Here is a 17,420-nt window from a genome sequence, read left to right as displayed (position 1 = left end):
CGGTTTTTGCTGTCTTTATCTTTTTATTGTTTCTGTTTTTGTTTCTGCTTCCACTTCTGTTTCTGTTTTTCTTTGACGCTTCTCTAAATGAACATACAACTCGATTATAACAATATTACACTGCAAGCCATCTCTCCTTCATGGTTGCCAGATCACGTACGGGCTTCCGTGTTGCGTCTCGATCTGCTGCATCCGGAGGTGTCGGGCAATAAGTGGTTTAAACTGCGTTATAATCTTGAGGAGGCCTCTGCGCAGGGGAAAACACGAATATTCACTTTTGGAGGCGCCTATTCCAATCATATTGCGGCTACTGCTGCTGCGTGCCGGCTTGCAGGCATTGCCTGTACTGGTGTTATCAGGGGGGAACGACCAGCGGTGTTAAGTCATACACTGCGTGATGCCTCTTTAAGGGGAATGGAGTTACACTTTATTAGCAGGGAGGCATACAGGCATAAAAATGAAACTGATTGGAATACACTTTATCCTGATGCGTATATAGTGCCTGAAGGTGGTAATAATGCATTGGGAGCAAAGGGTTGTGAAGAGATTCTCTCATTGGTGAATGATTCTTCTGATGATTCATCCTTTACACATATCGCGTGTGCGGTAGGAACGGGTACTACGCTGGCAGGCCTTATCAATAGTGCTGCACATCAACAGGAGATCGTTGGTTATGTGGTGCTCAAAAGCGCTGCTTACCTGGAACAGGAGATACAATCCTTACTGCACGCCGCTCCCCTGCCCCACTGGCAGTTGCGGCATGAGCATCACGGTGGAGGATATGCAAAGGTGACACCTGCATTAACGGCGTTTATCCGGCAGTTTTATGAAGAGACACACATCCCTCTGGATATTGTGTATACGGGGAAATTACTGATGGGTTTCAGACAGGATGTGCTGGATGGCGTGTATCCTACGGGCAGCAATGTACTGCTGATCCATACCGGAGGTTTACAGGGGAACCCTGTGGATGGACAGGTAAGCTGATATCGGTATTCTGTGTATCTTGGTCTTCTAAACTACAATCCCAACCTATGAAATCATCCGATAGATCCCTTTTACCTTTATTGCTTTTATTGTTATCAGCATTCAGTTTGTATTCATGTGCTTCGGGTCAGCGGAAAAAAATAAAGACCAGAACACCCATCGTATGTACAGATACCTGCAAACAATCTTTTGTACTGGATACTGTTAAAGGATATCAGCTGAAACCAGAGAAACAACTCACCCTTCTCCTGGACATTGAATACTTCAATACGAAGGAAGATTTCGATAAGTATTTTATGAGGCCTCCTATTCCCGCTGATAGTACGCCTCCATCCTTAAATTTTAAAGATAACTGGCTGGTCGGGATTCTTGTGGATAACAGAACACCAAACCCGAATGATCTGGATAAATGGCTTGACGTAAGTACAAGGCTCGTCATCGGCAGTGCTTATACAGAGCATTGTGGGCTTACCATTCCCTTTTCCCTGTTTGCTAACGAGGCACCGGTTTTCGGTTCGTCCTCGCCGGAAAGGAAATTCATGCTGTTCCGCATTCCAAGATCAGCACAGTTCAATGAAGTATTTGTCATGAACAGAGGAGGAAACCTGTCCCGTGTTATAACGGTCCCTGCAGCTGAGGAATAAACTGAAGAATAACGATGGCAGGATAGTGTATCATTTTGCCTTTCGGGCTCTTTTCATTTGTTAAAAGACTTGTTAATAGCGCATTGTTACGCTATTTCTATATAGTGGAATTGTTTATATTTACGCCGTTCACTATTTTCAATCGTCTATTCATTATTTTTGCCAACTTAAGAGGAAAACCAATGTTTTTTTGTGAAAACGGAAGACATTGGGAAGTATGGTTACAGGAATTAGCATCTATGAAGCAGTTGTCGCGTACTATTCTATTCGCAGTATTTTTTGCAGTCTTTATAACGTCAGGTTTTTTAGTTAAGGCACAGACTACCATAACACCGCCAGTATTTCCAAACTTCTCTGCACTGATCAAGACAGGCAAGATCCAGCTTGAGATGCTGTCAGGTTTCAGGGATGTCAAATTTATAGGGGTACAGCGCTCCCTGGACAGCGTGCTGAACTTCAGTACGATCGGTCTTGTGGCCAGTCCTAATGACCTCAGGATCGGCTACCAGGATGTCAAACCTTTACCCGGTTCCAATTACTACCGTTTGTTCATTCAGTTTAATAACGGGCGCTACTTTTATTCGAATATCATATTGGCAATTCCGGATAGTACCATTGACGGTAGTAAAAAATTACAGCTGGCTGATGTAAAAGAGGCGATTGCAGCCGCCAAAGAGGCTGGTGTGAATACTAATCCTACCGCTACGACAAAAGAGAAAAATGCGCCTCCTAAAGAGGAAAAAATAGTATGGCATCCATCCAATTATGTTTATACCACTGCCGACGGGAATGTGAACATTAAACTACCGGATGCTCCGGAGAAAAAATACAGTGTAAAATTTTTTGAACCCGATGGGTCCTTCCTCTTTGAGATCGATGAAGTGAAAGAACCATTCCTGATACTTGAGAAAGCCATTTTCCTGCATTCCGGCTGGTTCAATTTTGAGATAGACCTGAACGGTAAGCCATATGAAAAGTGGAATTTGTTCATTCCGTTGAATTACAGGAATTAATCCGCTAAATTCCTGCGCTAACTAATTGAATTACAAACAATTTATTATCAAAATAACAAAAGGCAGAGACGGCGAATGCGTTCTCTGCCTTTATTTTGATAGGTATATTAATCCATAATCATTTCAGCTTCAAACACTTCTGCAAAGTGTTGGCTTATCTTAGCCTTTACTTCTGCTTCGGCTACTTCCCGACCTAACTCTTCGTGCATAGAAGCCACCTTCTTATCGGAGATGCCACAGGGAACGATATTGCCAAAATAGTTCAGATCGGTGTTTACATTCAGGGCAAAACCGTGCATGGTGACCCAGCGACTGCAGCGTACCCCCATGGCACAAATCTTACGGGCACGGGCGGGATCCTGCGGGTCCAGCCAAACACCGGTCTCGCCCGGAGAACGGTCGCCTTTAATACCATAGTCTGCCAGTGTCCGGATGATCACTTCTTCCAGGAAACGCAGGTATTTGCCAATATCGGTAAAGAAATGTTCCAGGTCCAGGATCGGATATCCTACTACCTGACCAGGACCATGATAGGTAATGTCGCCTCCCCGGTTGGTGTTTGCAAAGCTGATACCTTTATCCTGCAGCTGATGATCATCCAGCAGCAGGTTCTCCATATGGCCACTCTTTCCCAGGGTATAAATATGCGGATGCCCGCAGAACAACAGGTAATGGGTCGTCTCCTTTGCCTGACCAGCCGGTACATCCCCCTTCGCCAATGCCTGCTTGATACGTACATTTTCCTGTAAAAGCTGCTCCTGGTAATCCCAGGCCTTCTGATAATCAATGATTCCCAGGTCGTTCGTGTGGATCTTCTTGTTCATAATTGCAGGCACAAAAATACGGAATTAGTGGCTGACATGTTCAATCCCCTCGGGGCAAACGATGGGCAACAATAATCGATTAAAACCGCTTATTTGTTGCATCTTTCTTCGATGCTTCCATATCACTATACCGTCATTTCCATATCATTTCACCGTCATCTCTATATCGAATCGATATACATATGTCGGTGAAGTGATATCCAGATGACGGTATAGCGATATGGAGATATAGAAGATTAATGCAACACAGAGCGAACATAAAGCGAAAAAAAGACGGAAATCGGACATATGAGAGGGGATATCCTGTCCTCAACCTGTGGACATGCGCCCAGCAATCCTTACCTTTGCAAAAATTTTGAATCCTCATGGCGGAAGAACTGATTGAGCTTGAAGATGAACTGGAAAACGGCGAAGGCAGCGAGGAGCTGTACGAGCGGGTAAATATTGTGGCGGACAAAGGACAGGAACCACTCCGTGTGGACAAGTTCCTCATGAACCGGGTGGAAGGGGCTACCCGCAACAAAATCCAGCAGGCCTGTGACAATGGCATGGTCATCGTCAATGATAAACCGGTAAAATCCAACTATAAGGTGAAGGCGCATGACCGTATTGTGGTTTTTTCCAATAAAAACCCGGAGAATACGGAAGTGATCCCTGAAGAAATTCCGCTGGACATTATTTACGAGGATGAAGATCTGATGGTAGTCAACAAGTTACCGGGGATGGTAGTCCATCCCGGCTGCGGCAATTATACCGGCACCCTGGTAAACGGACTGGCCTGGTACCTGGGCGACCGCACCACTACACCGGTGCCCGAACCAGCTATTCCCCGCTTCGGACTGGTACACCGTATTGACAAGAATACCAGCGGATTACTCGTGGTAGCTAAGTCAGACAAGGCCATGAATGACCTGGCCAAACAGTTCTTCGACCATACCGTTCAACGCCGTTATATGGCCCTCGTATGGGGCGATTTTGAGGAAGAGGAAGGGACCATTGAGGCACATGTAGGCCGTCACCAGCGTTTTCGTAAGATCATGGATGCCTATCCGGATGGAGAATATGGGAAGGAAGCCATCACCCATTACAAGGTGCTGGAGCGGTATAACTATGTGACACTCATTGAATGCCGCCTGGAAACAGGTCGTACTCACCAGATCAGGGTACACATGCAGCACATCGGACATTCCCTGTTCAACGACGATACTTATGGGGGAGACCGCATCCTGAAGGGGACCGTCTTTGCCAAATACAAGCAGTTTGTAGAAAACTGCTTCGAAATTATGCCACGCCATGCCCTGCATGCGCAGACATTAGGGTTCATACACCCTCGTACCAGGAAACCTATGCATTTTGAGAGTCCCTTACCTGAAGATTTCAAAGCAGTACTGGAAAAATGGAGACGGTATGTAAGTGCCAGACCTCTTGAGGATTAAATCTCATTAAAAAATAAAAACATATCATTTTTTCGATTAATTTAGCACCTTACCCATGTCCCTCCATGAGAAGCCTATATCTATTAATCGCGGTTATAACAACCATGCTGGGTGCATTTAGCGCTCGGGCACAGACACAATTTACGTATTCAACAACCTGCCAGAATGATAGTGTTAGATTCGAGATTACTCCGGCGGACCTTGCAGGGATTGATTCTGTACATTGGTACTTTGGTGATCCTGCCTCAGGTTCTGCGGATACTTCCCGCAAGATAAAAGGCGCACACCTCTACAATACTGTTGGCACCTACACCGTGCAACTGATCGTCTTCAAAGCAGGCGTTCCAACAACATCTACCACTTCCCTGACAATCGTAGCTCCTGTTATCTATGATTTTGGTCCTACCGACCAGACCATCTGTGACAGTACTACCATTACCCTCACGGCGCCTACCGTGGCCGGAGCGACCTATGAGTGGCAGGACGGATCCACTAATCAAAGTATACTGGTAGATACGATGGGGACCTATAAGGTGAAAATCAATGGTTGTCTGGTGCCGGATTCAGTCAACGTGTTCTATACACCTGTGCCGAAACTCGACCTGGGCGACAGCAGCCTGATACTCTGTCTGGGGGAAACACTGGAACTGGATGCTACTGCCCAGAACTGTACCTATCTCTGGAACACCGGCGATACAACCCCTAACATCATTGTACACAGCGATGTAGCCATGCCATCCACCCAGTATATCGTGACTGCCGATGCCAAGGGTTGTGGCCTGTACCGCGATACGATCTATATCGCATTTGCCGGTCAGCAACATCCTTTCTCATTGGGAAGAGACACGATCTTATGTCCGGGGGAATCAATAACAGTCGATGCAACCACACCCGGCGCTACGGCTTACCGCTGGAGCAACGGCGCTACGACGCCTACGACAAACATCCGAAGTCGATGGGACCTTTGGGTCTTTGTGAATATTAATAACACCTGCGAAGTTCTCGATACGATCCTGATCCGTTTCAAACCGGACAAGAACCTCGATCTTGGTAACGATACCGTAGTATGTAAAGGTGAAACGCTGGTGTTGAAAGCCGACTTCGGAACCGCCTCCTACCGTTGGCAGGATACATCCAAACAGGCTACCTACTATGTACGGCAAACAGGGTATTACTGGGTACAGGCAAAAGTGGGACGTTGTATAGATAGTGATACCATCCATGTACAGTTTGAAGATACATTACGAACGAATTTAGGAGCAGATACCCTGCTATGTATAGGTGAGGTGTACAACCTTCACCCCGACGGTGCCGGTATGCAATATAAATGGCAGGACAGCTCTTCACTCCCACTCTTCCCGGTCACGCAGGCAGGGCACTATGCTATTGTGGCCACGAATAGTTGCGGGCAGTCGATAGATGAGGTGGATATCACCTTCCAGGAATGTGGTTGCCAGGTATATCTACCGACGGCCTTTACACCCAATGCGGACGGCCTGAATGACTACTTCCGACCGAAATTCCGATGTGCTATTGCTGACTTTGAGCTGGTGCTCTTTAACAGATGGGGACAACGGATCTACTACACCACAGACCCGGGAGTTGGATGGAAAGGCACCTGGGACAAAGGAAGAGTACCGGTTGGAACATATGTATGGGTAATGGATTATAAGATAGTAGCGACGGGAGAAAAAGTGAAGAAGACCGGTTCGGTTACAGTGATTTACTAAAATAATTTGACAAAAAAAAGAGAGGCTTCATTGTGAAGCCTCTCTTTTTTTATTGCCGGTATGAATAGTTTTTTGTCCGCTGCTACTCTGTGAAGCTGTGGAACTTTGCAATAAACCTGGCTGTTTCCCGCTTCTTGAATGGTACATCCCAGGTACCGTCGTATGTGACCAGCGCCGGGATGAGCAGGCCCTGTTGTTTGGTCATCTGTACATTCATCTTTACGTTGAAGTCAAAGAGCATTGTTTTATAAGAGAGGGAATAGATGCGGCCTACGATTTCAAAGTTATCCTTATTGAAATAAGTGATCAGTTCATTGATCACTACATCTCCCCTGTCAAACATGTTGAGATTAGGTTTGGCCCTTGCGCTGAATACATAACAGGGCACGTCGTTATAGCTCTCAGACGTAATAGAGAAGTCGTACAAGCGCATTACTTCCGGATCAAAGATGGCCACCTTTCCGCCTACGATAGGAACACCTCTGACGGGTTTACCAGGATTGAAAATGAGTTGTTTCAACTGGTTTTTATGCCTGGCCATACTACCCTTCGATCTTTCCGGTTCTTCTCCGCTGGCATCCACACATACGGTGCCCTGGGTGAAAAAGAGGTTGCCATATAATTCAGCGGTGTAGTAGTTGTATTGTCCTTTTTTGTCGAAGAAGTCGCCGGTAACATCCTGACTAAGCACTTTCATACTGCGGCATCTGCCCTGCATGGTTTGCAATGTCTGACTCTTGAGGGAAGCCTGAATGCCATCATGCTTATCATAAATACGGATATCGTTGTCGGCGGTATATCCCAGGAGGCGCAGATTTTTAAAGGCGCGGTAAAAGGTGGTATCATCTTCCACTCTTTTAATGAAGCTATTGACATCAAAGCCGATACGTTTGGCTTCGACGGTCACTTCATCCAGGTTAATTGTCATCCCTTTATATCTGGCGGTATCCTGTGCATAGGTATGCTGAAATACAAACAGTGTGATAGTATAGATCCAGAGTTTTCGCATCCTGCGAAATTATATATTTTACACGTTTCAGCTGGCTTTTCCTGCCACATACATCTGGTCTAAGGTGGGAACGGGGCTTCCACCTTTCTTCTCGAGGGTGATGGCAAACATTTCTGCGTTGTCTATAGACTTCATCTTTTGCAGGAGTTCGTGCGGGTTGCTCATTTCAAATACGCCCATATCAACGGGTTTACCATCCACAATAGCCCAGAGCTGATACTGTTTGTCGGCAGCTGGTTCCGGAAGATTGTTCACCATAACGAACACTTCCTTTGACTGTTGATTCCAGTAAACGGTGGCTAATGCGGTAGGGAAAGGTTTGGTGCCGGGCATCTTTACGGCCTTCATGGAAGGATTCTTCATGAGGTCGAAAGATTGCTCCATCTGTTCGATACGGGCCTTATAAAGATTGGACTCTGATGCGAGTGTATTTTGTGTAACTGTCAATGCTTCGTAGCGGCCTTTATAATCGTTGACTTGTCCGAAGAATACATAGTTCATCCACAGGCTGCCCAATAATAATATGATAGCGGCAGCAGCTATCCAGCGCCAGGCGCTGCTTACATATGTTTTTGTTTCGGGAAATTCGTCAGTGACCTGTTCTTCGCTGAAGGTGCCGGCTTCACGTGCAGCTTCTTCATTAACGATGATATGAAAGATGCGTTGTTTGAGATCTGAGGGAGGTGTTTTGGATTGTAGCGTAACGTACTGTTCCATATCCAGCTGGCAGTCGTCTACTGCAGCTGCTACTTCCGGGTATTGCTTCATACCGCGTTCCAGCTCCTGTACTTCGTTGGAGGTTGCCAGTCCGCTTACATAAGCTTCAATCAATCCGGACGATATGAAACGTGATGCGTCCACTCTTATACTAGTTTTAACAAATTCCTTAATTGAATAATTGCATTCCTCATCCTTGTTTTCACGGTACCCAACGGAATCTCCAGCACCTTGGATATTTCTTCCTGGGTGCACCCTTTATAGTACGCTAAGTCGATGATGATTCGTTGTTCCTTGGTTAATTTTTCAAGGACTTTTGAAAGTCCAAGATGGTCAACGGATGGGAGTACAGTTAAATTACCTGTATATAAATGTACGTCATCTCCAATGTCTTGGATTTTTTGATCCATTTTATGTGCCTTCGAGCGGAGTGTATCAATTGCGGAATTGCGGGTAATATTTAGCATCCAGGTAAACAGACGTCCTTTGCTTTCGTCGTACCTGTCGATATTACGCCATATTTTAAGGAACACTTCCTGTAGTACGTCATTCGCATTACTTTCGTCGTTGAGCACCTTCAGCGCTACACCGTACAAAGCAGGCGAATAACGGTCATAAAGGTAGCCGAACACCTTCTGGTCTTTGGCTTTGAGGCCCTGCACCAGCTCAGATTCCGTATATGTAAACGCGGATTCCAAAACAGTTAAAAATTTTGTTAAAAATACATTTCAGTGTGCTCCACAATTTAGCTGCAGGTGCTACAGTATGATTGGAACTGTTACCGGTACAACTTTTTGTTACAATCCTAATAAGTCCTGATAAATGGTTAATGGGAATGCAATATTAAAGGAAAGATAGCAATTATTACGGAATAATTGATAATGAGCGCTCTAGTGGAGGAAGGGTATATAAAGGGATATCAGCCAGCTACTTTTCCGGCTACAAACATCTGTTCCAACGTAGGTGATGGGCTTCCACCTTTCTTCTCGAGGGTCACCGCAAAAACCTGGGCATTGTCTACTGCTTTTACCTTCTGTACAGTATGGGCTTTACTGCCCAGCTCAAATACGCCGGCATCGATGGGTTTGCCATTTACGATAGCCCAGAGCTGGTATTGTTTATCGGCAGGGGGTTCGGGTAATGCCTGCGCCAGAATGAATGTTTCTTTGGATTGTGGGTTCCAGCAGATGGTGGCTACTATACCGGCATGTTTACCAACGCCCGGCATACGGATCCATTTGAAGGAAGGGTCTTTCATGACACCGTTTTCTTTCTGGGCAAACTCCAGCTGTTCCTTCAGCGCATCTCTTTCAGCCAGCAAAGAAGTCTGATCAGATTGCAGGGCGGCAACCTGTTGCTGATAATTATTGGCGTTACTGTAAGAAACGATGTTCATGACCACACTGCCCAGCAGCAGCGCAATAGCTGCGGCGGCACTGTATTGCCAGATCTGAAGCTGGGATAAACCCAGACTCATGCCTGATCCTGTATCTTCTGAGAATGTGTTTTCGTTATTATTGGCTGTGAAGGTTTCGGGTTCAGCGGTAGCGGGGTCTTCAGCTTCGTCTTTGTGCAGGCGGTCCATTATCTGGCGTTTGATAGCTGCCGGAGGCTTGGCCGCCCATAGCTGTATGTAGCGCTCCATGTCCACCTGCAAGGCATCGGCAGCAGCCTTTACTTCGGAATGCTGCTGAATGGTATTGAGCACCTCACGCGATTCTGATTCTGAAAGTAACCCCGTGATGTGATTCTCAATTATACCGGACGATATGTAGCGTTGAACATCCACTTGCTTACATCTGTTTTAAAATATTCCGCAATTGTATGATCGCATTACGCATCCTGGTCTTCACCGTTCCCAAAGGGATATCCAATATCTTCGCAATTTCTTCCTGCGTGCACCCTTTATAATAAGCCAGGTCTATAATAACACGTTGTTCCTTGCTAAGCTGTTCTACCACCTTTACCAGGCCGAGATGGTCCACAGAAGGATGGATGGCCAGCTGATCTGATGCAAGTCCGTTGCTCCCTAATTCAGTAGCTTTTTGCCCCATTTTATGGGCTTTTGAGCGGAGAGTATCTATGGCAGTATTCCGCGCAATGTTCACCATCCAGGTGAAAAGGCGGCCTTTGTCGGAATCATAGCGCTCAATGCTGCGCCAGATCTTGAGAAAGATTTCCTGCAGCACATCACCGGCAATAGATTCGTCATTGACCACTTTAAGGGCAATACCATATAATGCCGGAGAATAATGATCATATAAGTACCCGAAATGTTTTTCGTTCCTCGCCTTCAGGCCAAGTACCAACTCGGATTCTGTATATGTGACTGCTGCTCCCAATGTATTGTATTAGTTTGCAGGCACTAAAGTAATAGGGATTTTTAACATTACAAAATTTTCACTTATTTTATTTGTGAAATATCATTTTGTAATCCACGTTGATTTTGCCTTTTGTGATATCATCCAGTTTGCCTTTCAGCATCCTTCTCTTTAATGGCTTCAGGTGATCGATGAATAATTTACCATCAATATGGTCGTACTCATGAAATATAACGCGGGCAGTAATGCCTGTGAAAGTTTTTTCCTGTGGCTGGAATTGCTCGTCTACGTAACGGATGGTCACGGTTTCCGGGCGGTATACATCTTCCCGGATCTTCGGGATACTGAGGCATCCTTCATTATAAGGCCATTCCTCACCACCGGTGCTTACAATATGTGCGTTGATAAATACCTGTTTCACGCCATTATCGCCAGGGTAGTCATTCTTCTCGTCCTCTTCCAGACTGTTAATGATCTGCTCACTATCTACTACAAAAAGACGGATCGGTCTGTTGATCTGTGGCGCTGCCAGTCCCACTCCACTGGAACCATACATGGTTTCCCACATATTGGCAATAAGTTGCTCTAACTGAGGGTAATCAGGGGTAATATCTTCACACATTTTCCGTAGTACCGGATGACCGTAAGCAACTATAGGTAGAATCATTTCTAAAAATTTTCAAAAGTGCAAAGGTAAGTATCAATTGGGAAATAGGCATCAGGAATTGAAATGCAGCAATTGATCATCGCCACAAATATCTAAGTCCTGACAATTCAATTATTTATACTGCAGATATTCCTGCAGAATGATTGTAGCACTGATCTCGTCCACCAGTCCCTTGTTCTGCCGGTCCTTCTTTTTCAGTCCGCTGTCTATCATTGACCGCACAGCCAGTTTGGAGGTGAAACGTTCATCCACCTTCTTGATCGGGAGCTCCGGGAAGTTCTTCTGCAGGATGCGCACACATTCTGTTACCAGGGCGGTAGCATCAGTGGCTTCTCCATCCAGGTTCTTAGGCTCCCCTATCAGGATCAGTTCTACAGCCTCCTGGGCCATATATTTTTTGAGATAAGGAATCAGGTCATGGGTAGCCACAGTGGTAAGACCGGTGGCAATCATCTGCAGCGGGTCTGATACTGCAAGGCCTGTTCTCTTTTTTCCATAGTCTATTGCAAGGATGCGTGCCATATAAACAGATTATCCGATAATAAACATATCGGCAATGACGAATACGGCAAATACCACGCTGGCAATACCATTTGTAGTCATAAAGGCGATGTTGACACGGCTCAGATCATTGGGTTTTACCAGCAGGTGCTGGGAGATCAGCATGATAATAAATACCAGTGCGCCTATTGCATATAACCAGTGGAAGCCACCGTAGATACCGATAGTAATAGCCAGTCCTCCTGCTACCAGGTGCAGCACTTCAGAGAAATGCAGTGCGCCTGCTTTTCCCAGCCAGGCGGGAATAGAATTCAGGGACAGGGAACGGTCGAAATCTTCATCCTGTAAAGAATAAATGATATCAAAACCCGCTACCCAGCACAGTACCAGAAAAGATAACAATACGGGCAATACTGCAAAGTGACCTGTCACCGCCAGGTAGGCACCAACCGGCGCCAGGGATAAACCCAGCCCCAGCACCATGTGACAAAGGGCTGTGAAACGTTTGGTATAGCTATATCCCAGCACTACCAGCAACGCTACAGGCGACAGGATAAAACATAAGAGGTTGATAAACCAGGTGCAGCCGATGAAGAGCAGGCAATTCACAATAACAAAGGTCAGCGCATTCTTCTCTGTGATCACGCCCCGTGGGATCTCCCTGTTCACTGTACGGGGATTCTTCCGGTCAATATCCGCATCCAGGTAACGGTTAAACGCCATTGCCGCACTGCGGGCAAATACCATACACAATACTACCAGTACGAAAGACTGCCAGCTGAAAGAGGAATCTGTTTTGGTGGTGGCGATAAAGAAGCCTGTCAGCGCGAAAGGCATCGCAAATATGGTGTGGCTGAACTTTACCAGCGAAAGGTATTTATTAACCGTTACGATCATTGTGCCTGTTTTTTCAGTTTTACAAATATATCCCAAACCACAATACCAGTACTCACAGAGATATTTAAGGAATGTTTCATGCCAGACTGCGGTATTTCGATACAGCCATCCACCAGTTTCATTACATCCGCATCTACACCTGTCACCTCGTTACCGAACACCAATGCCAGTGGCTTCTCTCCTGTCGGCTCAAAGGTGTCCAGCATCACGCTGTTTACCGCCTGCTCTATCGCCATAATTGTATACCCTCCCTCCCGGAGTGCCGTTACTGCCTCCACTGTTGTTGGAAAGTATTGCCATTCAACTGTTTCGGTAGCACCTAGAGCTGTTTTCTGAATATCGCGATGGGGAGGAACGGGGGTATATCCGCATAAAACGATGCCCTGTAAAAGGAAACCATCTGCTGTACGGAATACCGAGCCTACGTTATGCATGCTGCGTACATTATCCAGTACCAGCACCAAAGGTGTTTTATCTGCCGCCTTGAACTGGTCCACTGTTTTGCGGCCAAGTTCATCCATGCTTAATTTACGCATTTTGCAAAAGTACGATAAAATGAATAGTGTACCGGTATGTGTACATCTGTCTTTCAGCACGTCCCGACATTATTATATATTTGCCGAATGGCAAAAAGCAAATCAGTAGAAACCCCTCTCATGCAACAGCATAAGGCTATTAAAGCCCGTTACCCGGATGCCGTGCTGTTGTTCCGTGTGGGAGATTTTTATGAAACTTTTAATGAAGATGCGATCATTGCATCCAAAGTACTGGGAATTGTGCTCACCAAAAGAGCAAATGGTTCTGCATCCCAGCAGGATCTGGCAGGTTTTCCACACCACTCCCTCGATACTTATCTCCATAAGCTGGTAAAAGCAGGCTATCGCGTGGCAGTATGCGATCAGCTGGAAGATCCCAAAACAGTAAAAGGTATTGTTAAACGTGGGGTGACCGAAATGGTAACTCCCGGCGTAGCCGTTAATGACAAGATCCTCGAAAACGCCAGCAACAACTTCCTGGCGGCCGTTCACTTTGGTAAAGACCATACAGGGGTATCCTTCCTGGATATTTCCACCGGTGAGTTTTTCATTGCCCAGGGCAGCCTGGAATATGTGGATAAACTGCTTCAGAGCTTCAAACCAGCGGAAGTCATCTTTGCCCGCCAGCAACAGAAACATTTCAAGGAACAATTCGGTTCCAAATTCTATACATATACACTGGAAGAGTGGATCTTCACGGCTAACTATGCACAGGAGATCCTGCTGAAACAGTTTGAGACACACAGTCTCAAGGGCTTTGGCGTAGAAAGCCTTACCGATGCCATCATCGCCGCGGGCGCTGCCCTGCATTACCTGCGCGATACGGAACATCCACACCTCCAGCATATCACCAACATACAGCGGATAGAACAGGACGACTTCCTCTGGATGGACCGCTTCACGATCCGTAACCTGGAAATCCTGGGCAGCAGTGTGGAAAACGGGAATACCCTGCTGGCTACTTTAGACAGTACCGTGACCCCGATGGGTGCCAGGCTGCTGAAACGCTGGCTGATACTTCCTCTACGGGACATCAACCAGATCAACGAGCGACTGGACGTAACAGAGTTCTTTATCAAACAGTCAGACCTTTCCCGGGATCTGCTGGGTCATCTGAAACAGACCGGCGACCTGGAACGTCTTGTATCCAAAATCCCCCTGCGGAAGATCAATCCGCGGGAAGTGATGTCGCTGGCCAAAGCACTGCAACAGGTAGAAGGTGTTAAAAAACTATTGGCAGAAACAAGTCATCCTTATCTGACGCAACTCAGTGAAAAGCTGAATCACTGCCCGGATATCCTCTGCCGTATACTCGAGCAGGTAATGGAAACACCACCGATACTCGTCAGCAAGGGCGGCGTGATACAAAAGGGTGTGCATCCTGACCTGGATGACCTCCGCTCCATTGCCCATTCAGGCAAGGAATACCTGCTGCGTATCCAACAGACGGAATCTGATGCTACCGGCATTCCCAGCCTGAAAGTAGCTTTCAACAACGTATTCGGTTACTACCTGGAAGTAACGAATGCGCACAAGAACAAAGTGCCCAACACCTGGATCCGTAAACAGACGCTGGCCAATGCAGAGCGTTATATCACACCGGAATTGAAGGAGTATGAAGAGAAGATTGTGGGTGCGGAAGAAAAGATCCTTACACTGGAAGCACAACTCTTTGATGAGCTGCTGCTGGCATTACAGCCTTACATTCATGCCATCCAGCAGAATGCACAGATACTCGCCCGTATAGATTGTCTGCTTAGTTTTGCACACAACGCTATTCACTATAAATACCGTCGCCCGAATGTTACCGAGGGTTATCATCTTGACATCCGTGAAGGCAGGCACCCGGTGATTGAACGTGGCCTACCTCCCGGTGAAAGTTATGTAGCCAATGACATATTGCTGGATAAAGAAGAGCAGCAGATCATCATCCTGACGGGACCTAACATGAGTGGTAAATCGGCGCTGTTGCGTCAGACGGCACTGATCACACTGATGGCCCACATGGGTAGCTTTGTACCGGCGGCTGCGGCAGAGATAGGGTTAACAGATAAGATCTTCACCCGCGTTGGTGCTTCTGATAACCTGAGTGGCGGTGAATCTACCTTCATGGTTGAAATGAATGAAACCGCGAGCATCATCAACAATATCACGCCACGCAGTTTGGTAATACTGGATGAAATAGGCCGTGGTACTAGTACCTATGACGGTATCTCCATTGCCTGGAGCATTGTGGAATACCTGCATGATATGACGCAACACAAGCCTAAAACCCTTTTCGCCACACACTATCATGAACTGAATGAGCTGGAGAACAAGCATAGCCGTATCAAGAACTTCCATATCACCAATAAGGAATCCGGCAACAAAGTGATCTTCCTCCGCAAACTGGCGCCCGGAGGCAGCCGTCATAGTTTCGGTATTCACGTGGCCCGTATGGCAGGTATGCCGCCACAACTGATACAGCGCGCCAATGAAGTGCTGGCACACCTGGAAGAAAAACACATCGATGCACCACTGGATAAACATGTGAAAGATATTGCAGGCCCGACGCAGAAGCTACAACTCAGCATCTTTGATGCACATAGCGATACTTTCAAACAGATCAGGGATATGCTGGGAGATGTGGATATCAATAGACTGACGCCGGTGGAAGCCTTGCTGAAGCTAAGTGAGATAAAGAATTTGATATAATAAAAAAGAGGGCTCGTTTTAAGCGAGCCCTCTTTCGTTATTGTCTTTTTATCTCCCGTTCCTCATCACCTTTTTCATAAGGGATCGTCATCATGATCAGTGTCATCATTTCATCTTTCGTTCTCATCGCGCCATATACCAGCTGAGGCGGGAAAGAAGGATTGGAGGCATTATTCACTGTATTATCATAGGTGCCTTCGATAGTGAGCACTGTTCCTTTCGGGATCTTTATCAGCTTAGGGAACCAGTATATTTCCTGCCAGTTGAAATCCCATTGCGGAATAGATACTAATCGTATGGTATCCTTTTCCGGTGTCACAGCATAGGCTTTGAAGGTTTTACCCAGCAGGTGCATATGTGGCCATACATACATCAGCGACTGTGTTTCCGGTATCTTCACATTTACTTTAAAACTCTTCTCAACATTGGCTGGGATATAAAAGAAAGGTTCTATGTCCTTCTCTCCTGCTCCGCCCGAGCCATAAGTAGTCGCTTTTATCTGTCGTCTTACAGGTTTCTTTTTGAAAAAGAATTGTACCCCACTGATCACTTCTTCATCTTTTCCCGTAGGTGCATAATGCACTGTCAACAATACCACTCCCCGCTTAGGCATTACCCAACCCATATCCTCAGGATAAGACTCATAACTGCTGCCGGGGATCCATCCGCCGAAGTATTTCATCATTTTGCGGTAGCTGACATATTGCTGATAGTAGTCAAGGTGTGACTCTGTATTGTCGACATAGTCTGCCGTATTATATAGGTCAGCATCCGGTACATCGTCTATTTCATAGTTCGCGTGGTGGATCACTTTCTTATTATTCGAAGTAAACTCTATGGCTTCCACAGCGACAGAGTCCGGCAATTCAAAAGGCATTTTATAGACGATGAAACGTTCCACATTATCTCCTTTCAGCACATAGGAAGATTTCATTTTCAGCACCAGGTCCGGTTGACGGTTGAACAGTGTACCATTTACAAAAGCCGGTATTGCTTCTTTCTCTGTCGTCTCTCCACGGGGCATTCCATGTTCCGCCCATTCACCGATCAGCCTGATCTCTTCTTCCGTCAGTTTCCTTTCATTGGCGAAGGTGACATAATGCGGGTCCGGTTTCCAGGGTGGCATGTAATGGCTTTCCGTTACACGTTTGATAAAAGAGGCTCTTTTGGCCACTTCCTCATAAGTGAGCAGTGAGAAAGGCGCGGCTTCACCCTGCCGGTGACAGGGCGAGCAGTTGCGGTGGATAATAGGTGCAATATGTTGCGACCAGGTGATCTGCTGTGCAGAAACTCTTTTCAGGAAGGTAATAAGGAATAAAAACAACAAGGTAATGGAACTTCGCATGCTCATACTCTCGGCTTATTAATTTACATGTCAGGGAAGCGCCCTTCGTTCTTCATAATACGTGTTCAAGATACAAAAAGTAGCTGCATAAAAAAACCG

Annotated in this window: 17 protein-coding genes; 6 read left to right on the top strand and 11 right to left on the bottom strand. The window is 46.3% G+C overall.

All coding sequences use genetic code 11. The features are described 5' to 3' along the window. The first annotated feature begins 87 nt into the window (after positions 1–87). From CLV42_RS16905 to CLV42_RS16895, 3 genes are all read left to right on the top strand, one after another. Entirely contained in the window at positions 88–987 is a 900-nt protein-coding gene (locus CLV42_RS16905; RefSeq protein ID WP_106603101.1) for a 1-aminocyclopropane-1-carboxylate deaminase/D-cysteine desulfhydrase, read from the top strand. 47 nt (positions 988–1,034) lie between these two features. Continuing rightward, entirely contained in the window at positions 1,035–1,631 is a 597-nt protein-coding gene (locus CLV42_RS16900; RefSeq protein WP_106603100.1) for a hypothetical protein, read from the top strand. Between the two features lie 182 nt (positions 1,632–1,813). Beyond that, a complete protein-coding gene (locus tag CLV42_RS16895) occupies positions 1,814–2,644 on the top strand; it encodes a hypothetical protein (RefSeq protein WP_106603099.1) in 831 nt (276 codons plus the stop codon). A 107-nt stretch (positions 2,645–2,751) separates the two neighbouring features. Here the strand turns inward: CLV42_RS16895 and lipB are convergent, their stop codons facing one another. Then, positions 2,752–3,480, bottom strand: coding sequence for a lipoyl(octanoyl) transferase LipB (gene lipB, locus CLV42_RS16890; RefSeq protein ID WP_245901675.1), 729 nt, complete (start codon positions 3,478–3,480; stop codon positions 2,752–2,754). Between the two features lie 353 nt (positions 3,481–3,833). Here lipB and CLV42_RS16885 point away from each other — a divergent pair, with 353 nt between their 5' ends. After that, positions 3,834–4,904, top strand: a complete 1,071-nt coding sequence (locus CLV42_RS16885; protein WP_211303471.1) for an RluA family pseudouridine synthase — start codon at positions 3,834–3,836, stop codon at positions 4,902–4,904. 65 nt (positions 4,905–4,969) lie between these two features. Next, positions 4,970–6,634 carry a T9SS type B sorting domain-containing protein gene (locus CLV42_RS16880; protein ID WP_106603096.1) on the top strand — a complete coding sequence of 555 codons (1,665 nt, stop codon included), beginning with the start codon at positions 4,970–4,972 and terminating at the stop codon, positions 6,632–6,634. 82 nt (positions 6,635–6,716) lie between these two features. Here CLV42_RS16880 and CLV42_RS16875 read toward each other — a convergent pair whose 3' ends face one another. The 9 genes from CLV42_RS16875 to CLV42_RS16835 form a co-directional block, all read right to left on the bottom strand. Beyond that, positions 6,717–7,643, bottom strand: a complete 927-nt coding sequence (locus CLV42_RS16875) for a hypothetical protein (RefSeq protein ID WP_106603095.1) — start codon at positions 7,641–7,643, stop codon at positions 6,717–6,719. 27 nt (positions 7,644–7,670) lie between these two features. Further along, the gene (locus tag CLV42_RS16870; protein ID WP_106603094.1) at positions 7,671–8,504 is read right to left on the bottom strand and encodes an anti-sigma factor; all 834 of its coding nucleotides are present in this window, start codon (positions 8,502–8,504) and stop codon (positions 7,671–7,673) included. 2 nt (positions 8,505–8,506) lie between these two features. Then, positions 8,507–9,058, bottom strand: coding sequence for an RNA polymerase sigma factor (locus CLV42_RS16865; protein WP_089832245.1), 552 nt, complete (start codon positions 9,056–9,058; stop codon positions 8,507–8,509). 221 nt (positions 9,059–9,279) lie between these two features. Further along, the gene (locus tag CLV42_RS16860; RefSeq protein ID WP_146154401.1) at positions 9,280–10,068 is read right to left on the bottom strand and encodes an anti-sigma factor; all 789 of its coding nucleotides are present in this window, start codon (positions 10,066–10,068) and stop codon (positions 9,280–9,282) included. Positions 10,069–10,153: 85 nt separating this feature from the next. Next, complete coding sequence (locus CLV42_RS16855; RefSeq protein ID WP_106603092.1) at positions 10,154–10,702, bottom strand: RNA polymerase sigma factor; 549 nt, start codon at positions 10,700–10,702, stop codon at positions 10,154–10,156. 67 nt (positions 10,703–10,769) lie between these two features. Beyond that, a complete protein-coding gene (gene def, locus CLV42_RS16850; RefSeq protein ID WP_106603091.1) occupies positions 10,770–11,348 on the bottom strand; it encodes a peptide deformylase in 579 nt (192 codons plus the stop codon). A 111-nt stretch (positions 11,349–11,459) separates the two neighbouring features. Then, on the bottom strand, positions 11,460–11,870 hold the full coding sequence (ruvX, locus tag CLV42_RS16845) for a Holliday junction resolvase RuvX (protein WP_106603090.1): 411 nt from the start codon (positions 11,868–11,870) through the stop codon (positions 11,460–11,462). 9 nt (positions 11,871–11,879) lie between these two features. Continuing rightward, entirely contained in the window at positions 11,880–12,746 is an 867-nt protein-coding gene (locus CLV42_RS16840) for a UbiA-like polyprenyltransferase (protein ID WP_106603089.1), read from the bottom strand. Then, positions 12,743–13,282, bottom strand: a complete 540-nt coding sequence (locus CLV42_RS16835; RefSeq protein ID WP_170117543.1) for an RNA methyltransferase — start codon at positions 13,280–13,282, stop codon at positions 12,743–12,745. The genes CLV42_RS16840 and CLV42_RS16835 overlap by 4 nt, the downstream gene beginning before the upstream one ends. A 120-nt stretch (positions 13,283–13,402) precedes the next feature. Between CLV42_RS16835 and mutS the strand changes: the two genes are divergently transcribed. Next, complete coding sequence (gene mutS / locus CLV42_RS16830) at positions 13,403–15,976, top strand: DNA mismatch repair protein MutS (RefSeq protein ID WP_245901674.1); 2,574 nt, start codon at positions 13,403–13,405, stop codon at positions 15,974–15,976. Between the two features lie 37 nt (positions 15,977–16,013). Here the strand turns inward: mutS and CLV42_RS16825 are convergent, their stop codons facing one another. Beyond that, positions 16,014–17,327, bottom strand: coding sequence for a monooxygenase (locus tag CLV42_RS16825; RefSeq protein WP_106603086.1), 1,314 nt, complete (start codon positions 17,325–17,327; stop codon positions 16,014–16,016). Positions 17,328–17,420 lie beyond the last annotated feature (93 nt).

The organism is Chitinophaga ginsengisoli, from assembly GCF_003014595.1.
In the GTDB taxonomy this organism is placed as follows: domain Bacteria; phylum Bacteroidota; class Bacteroidia; order Chitinophagales; family Chitinophagaceae; genus Chitinophaga; species Chitinophaga ginsengisoli.
This window is presented reverse-complemented; position numbering and strand designations above follow the sequence as displayed.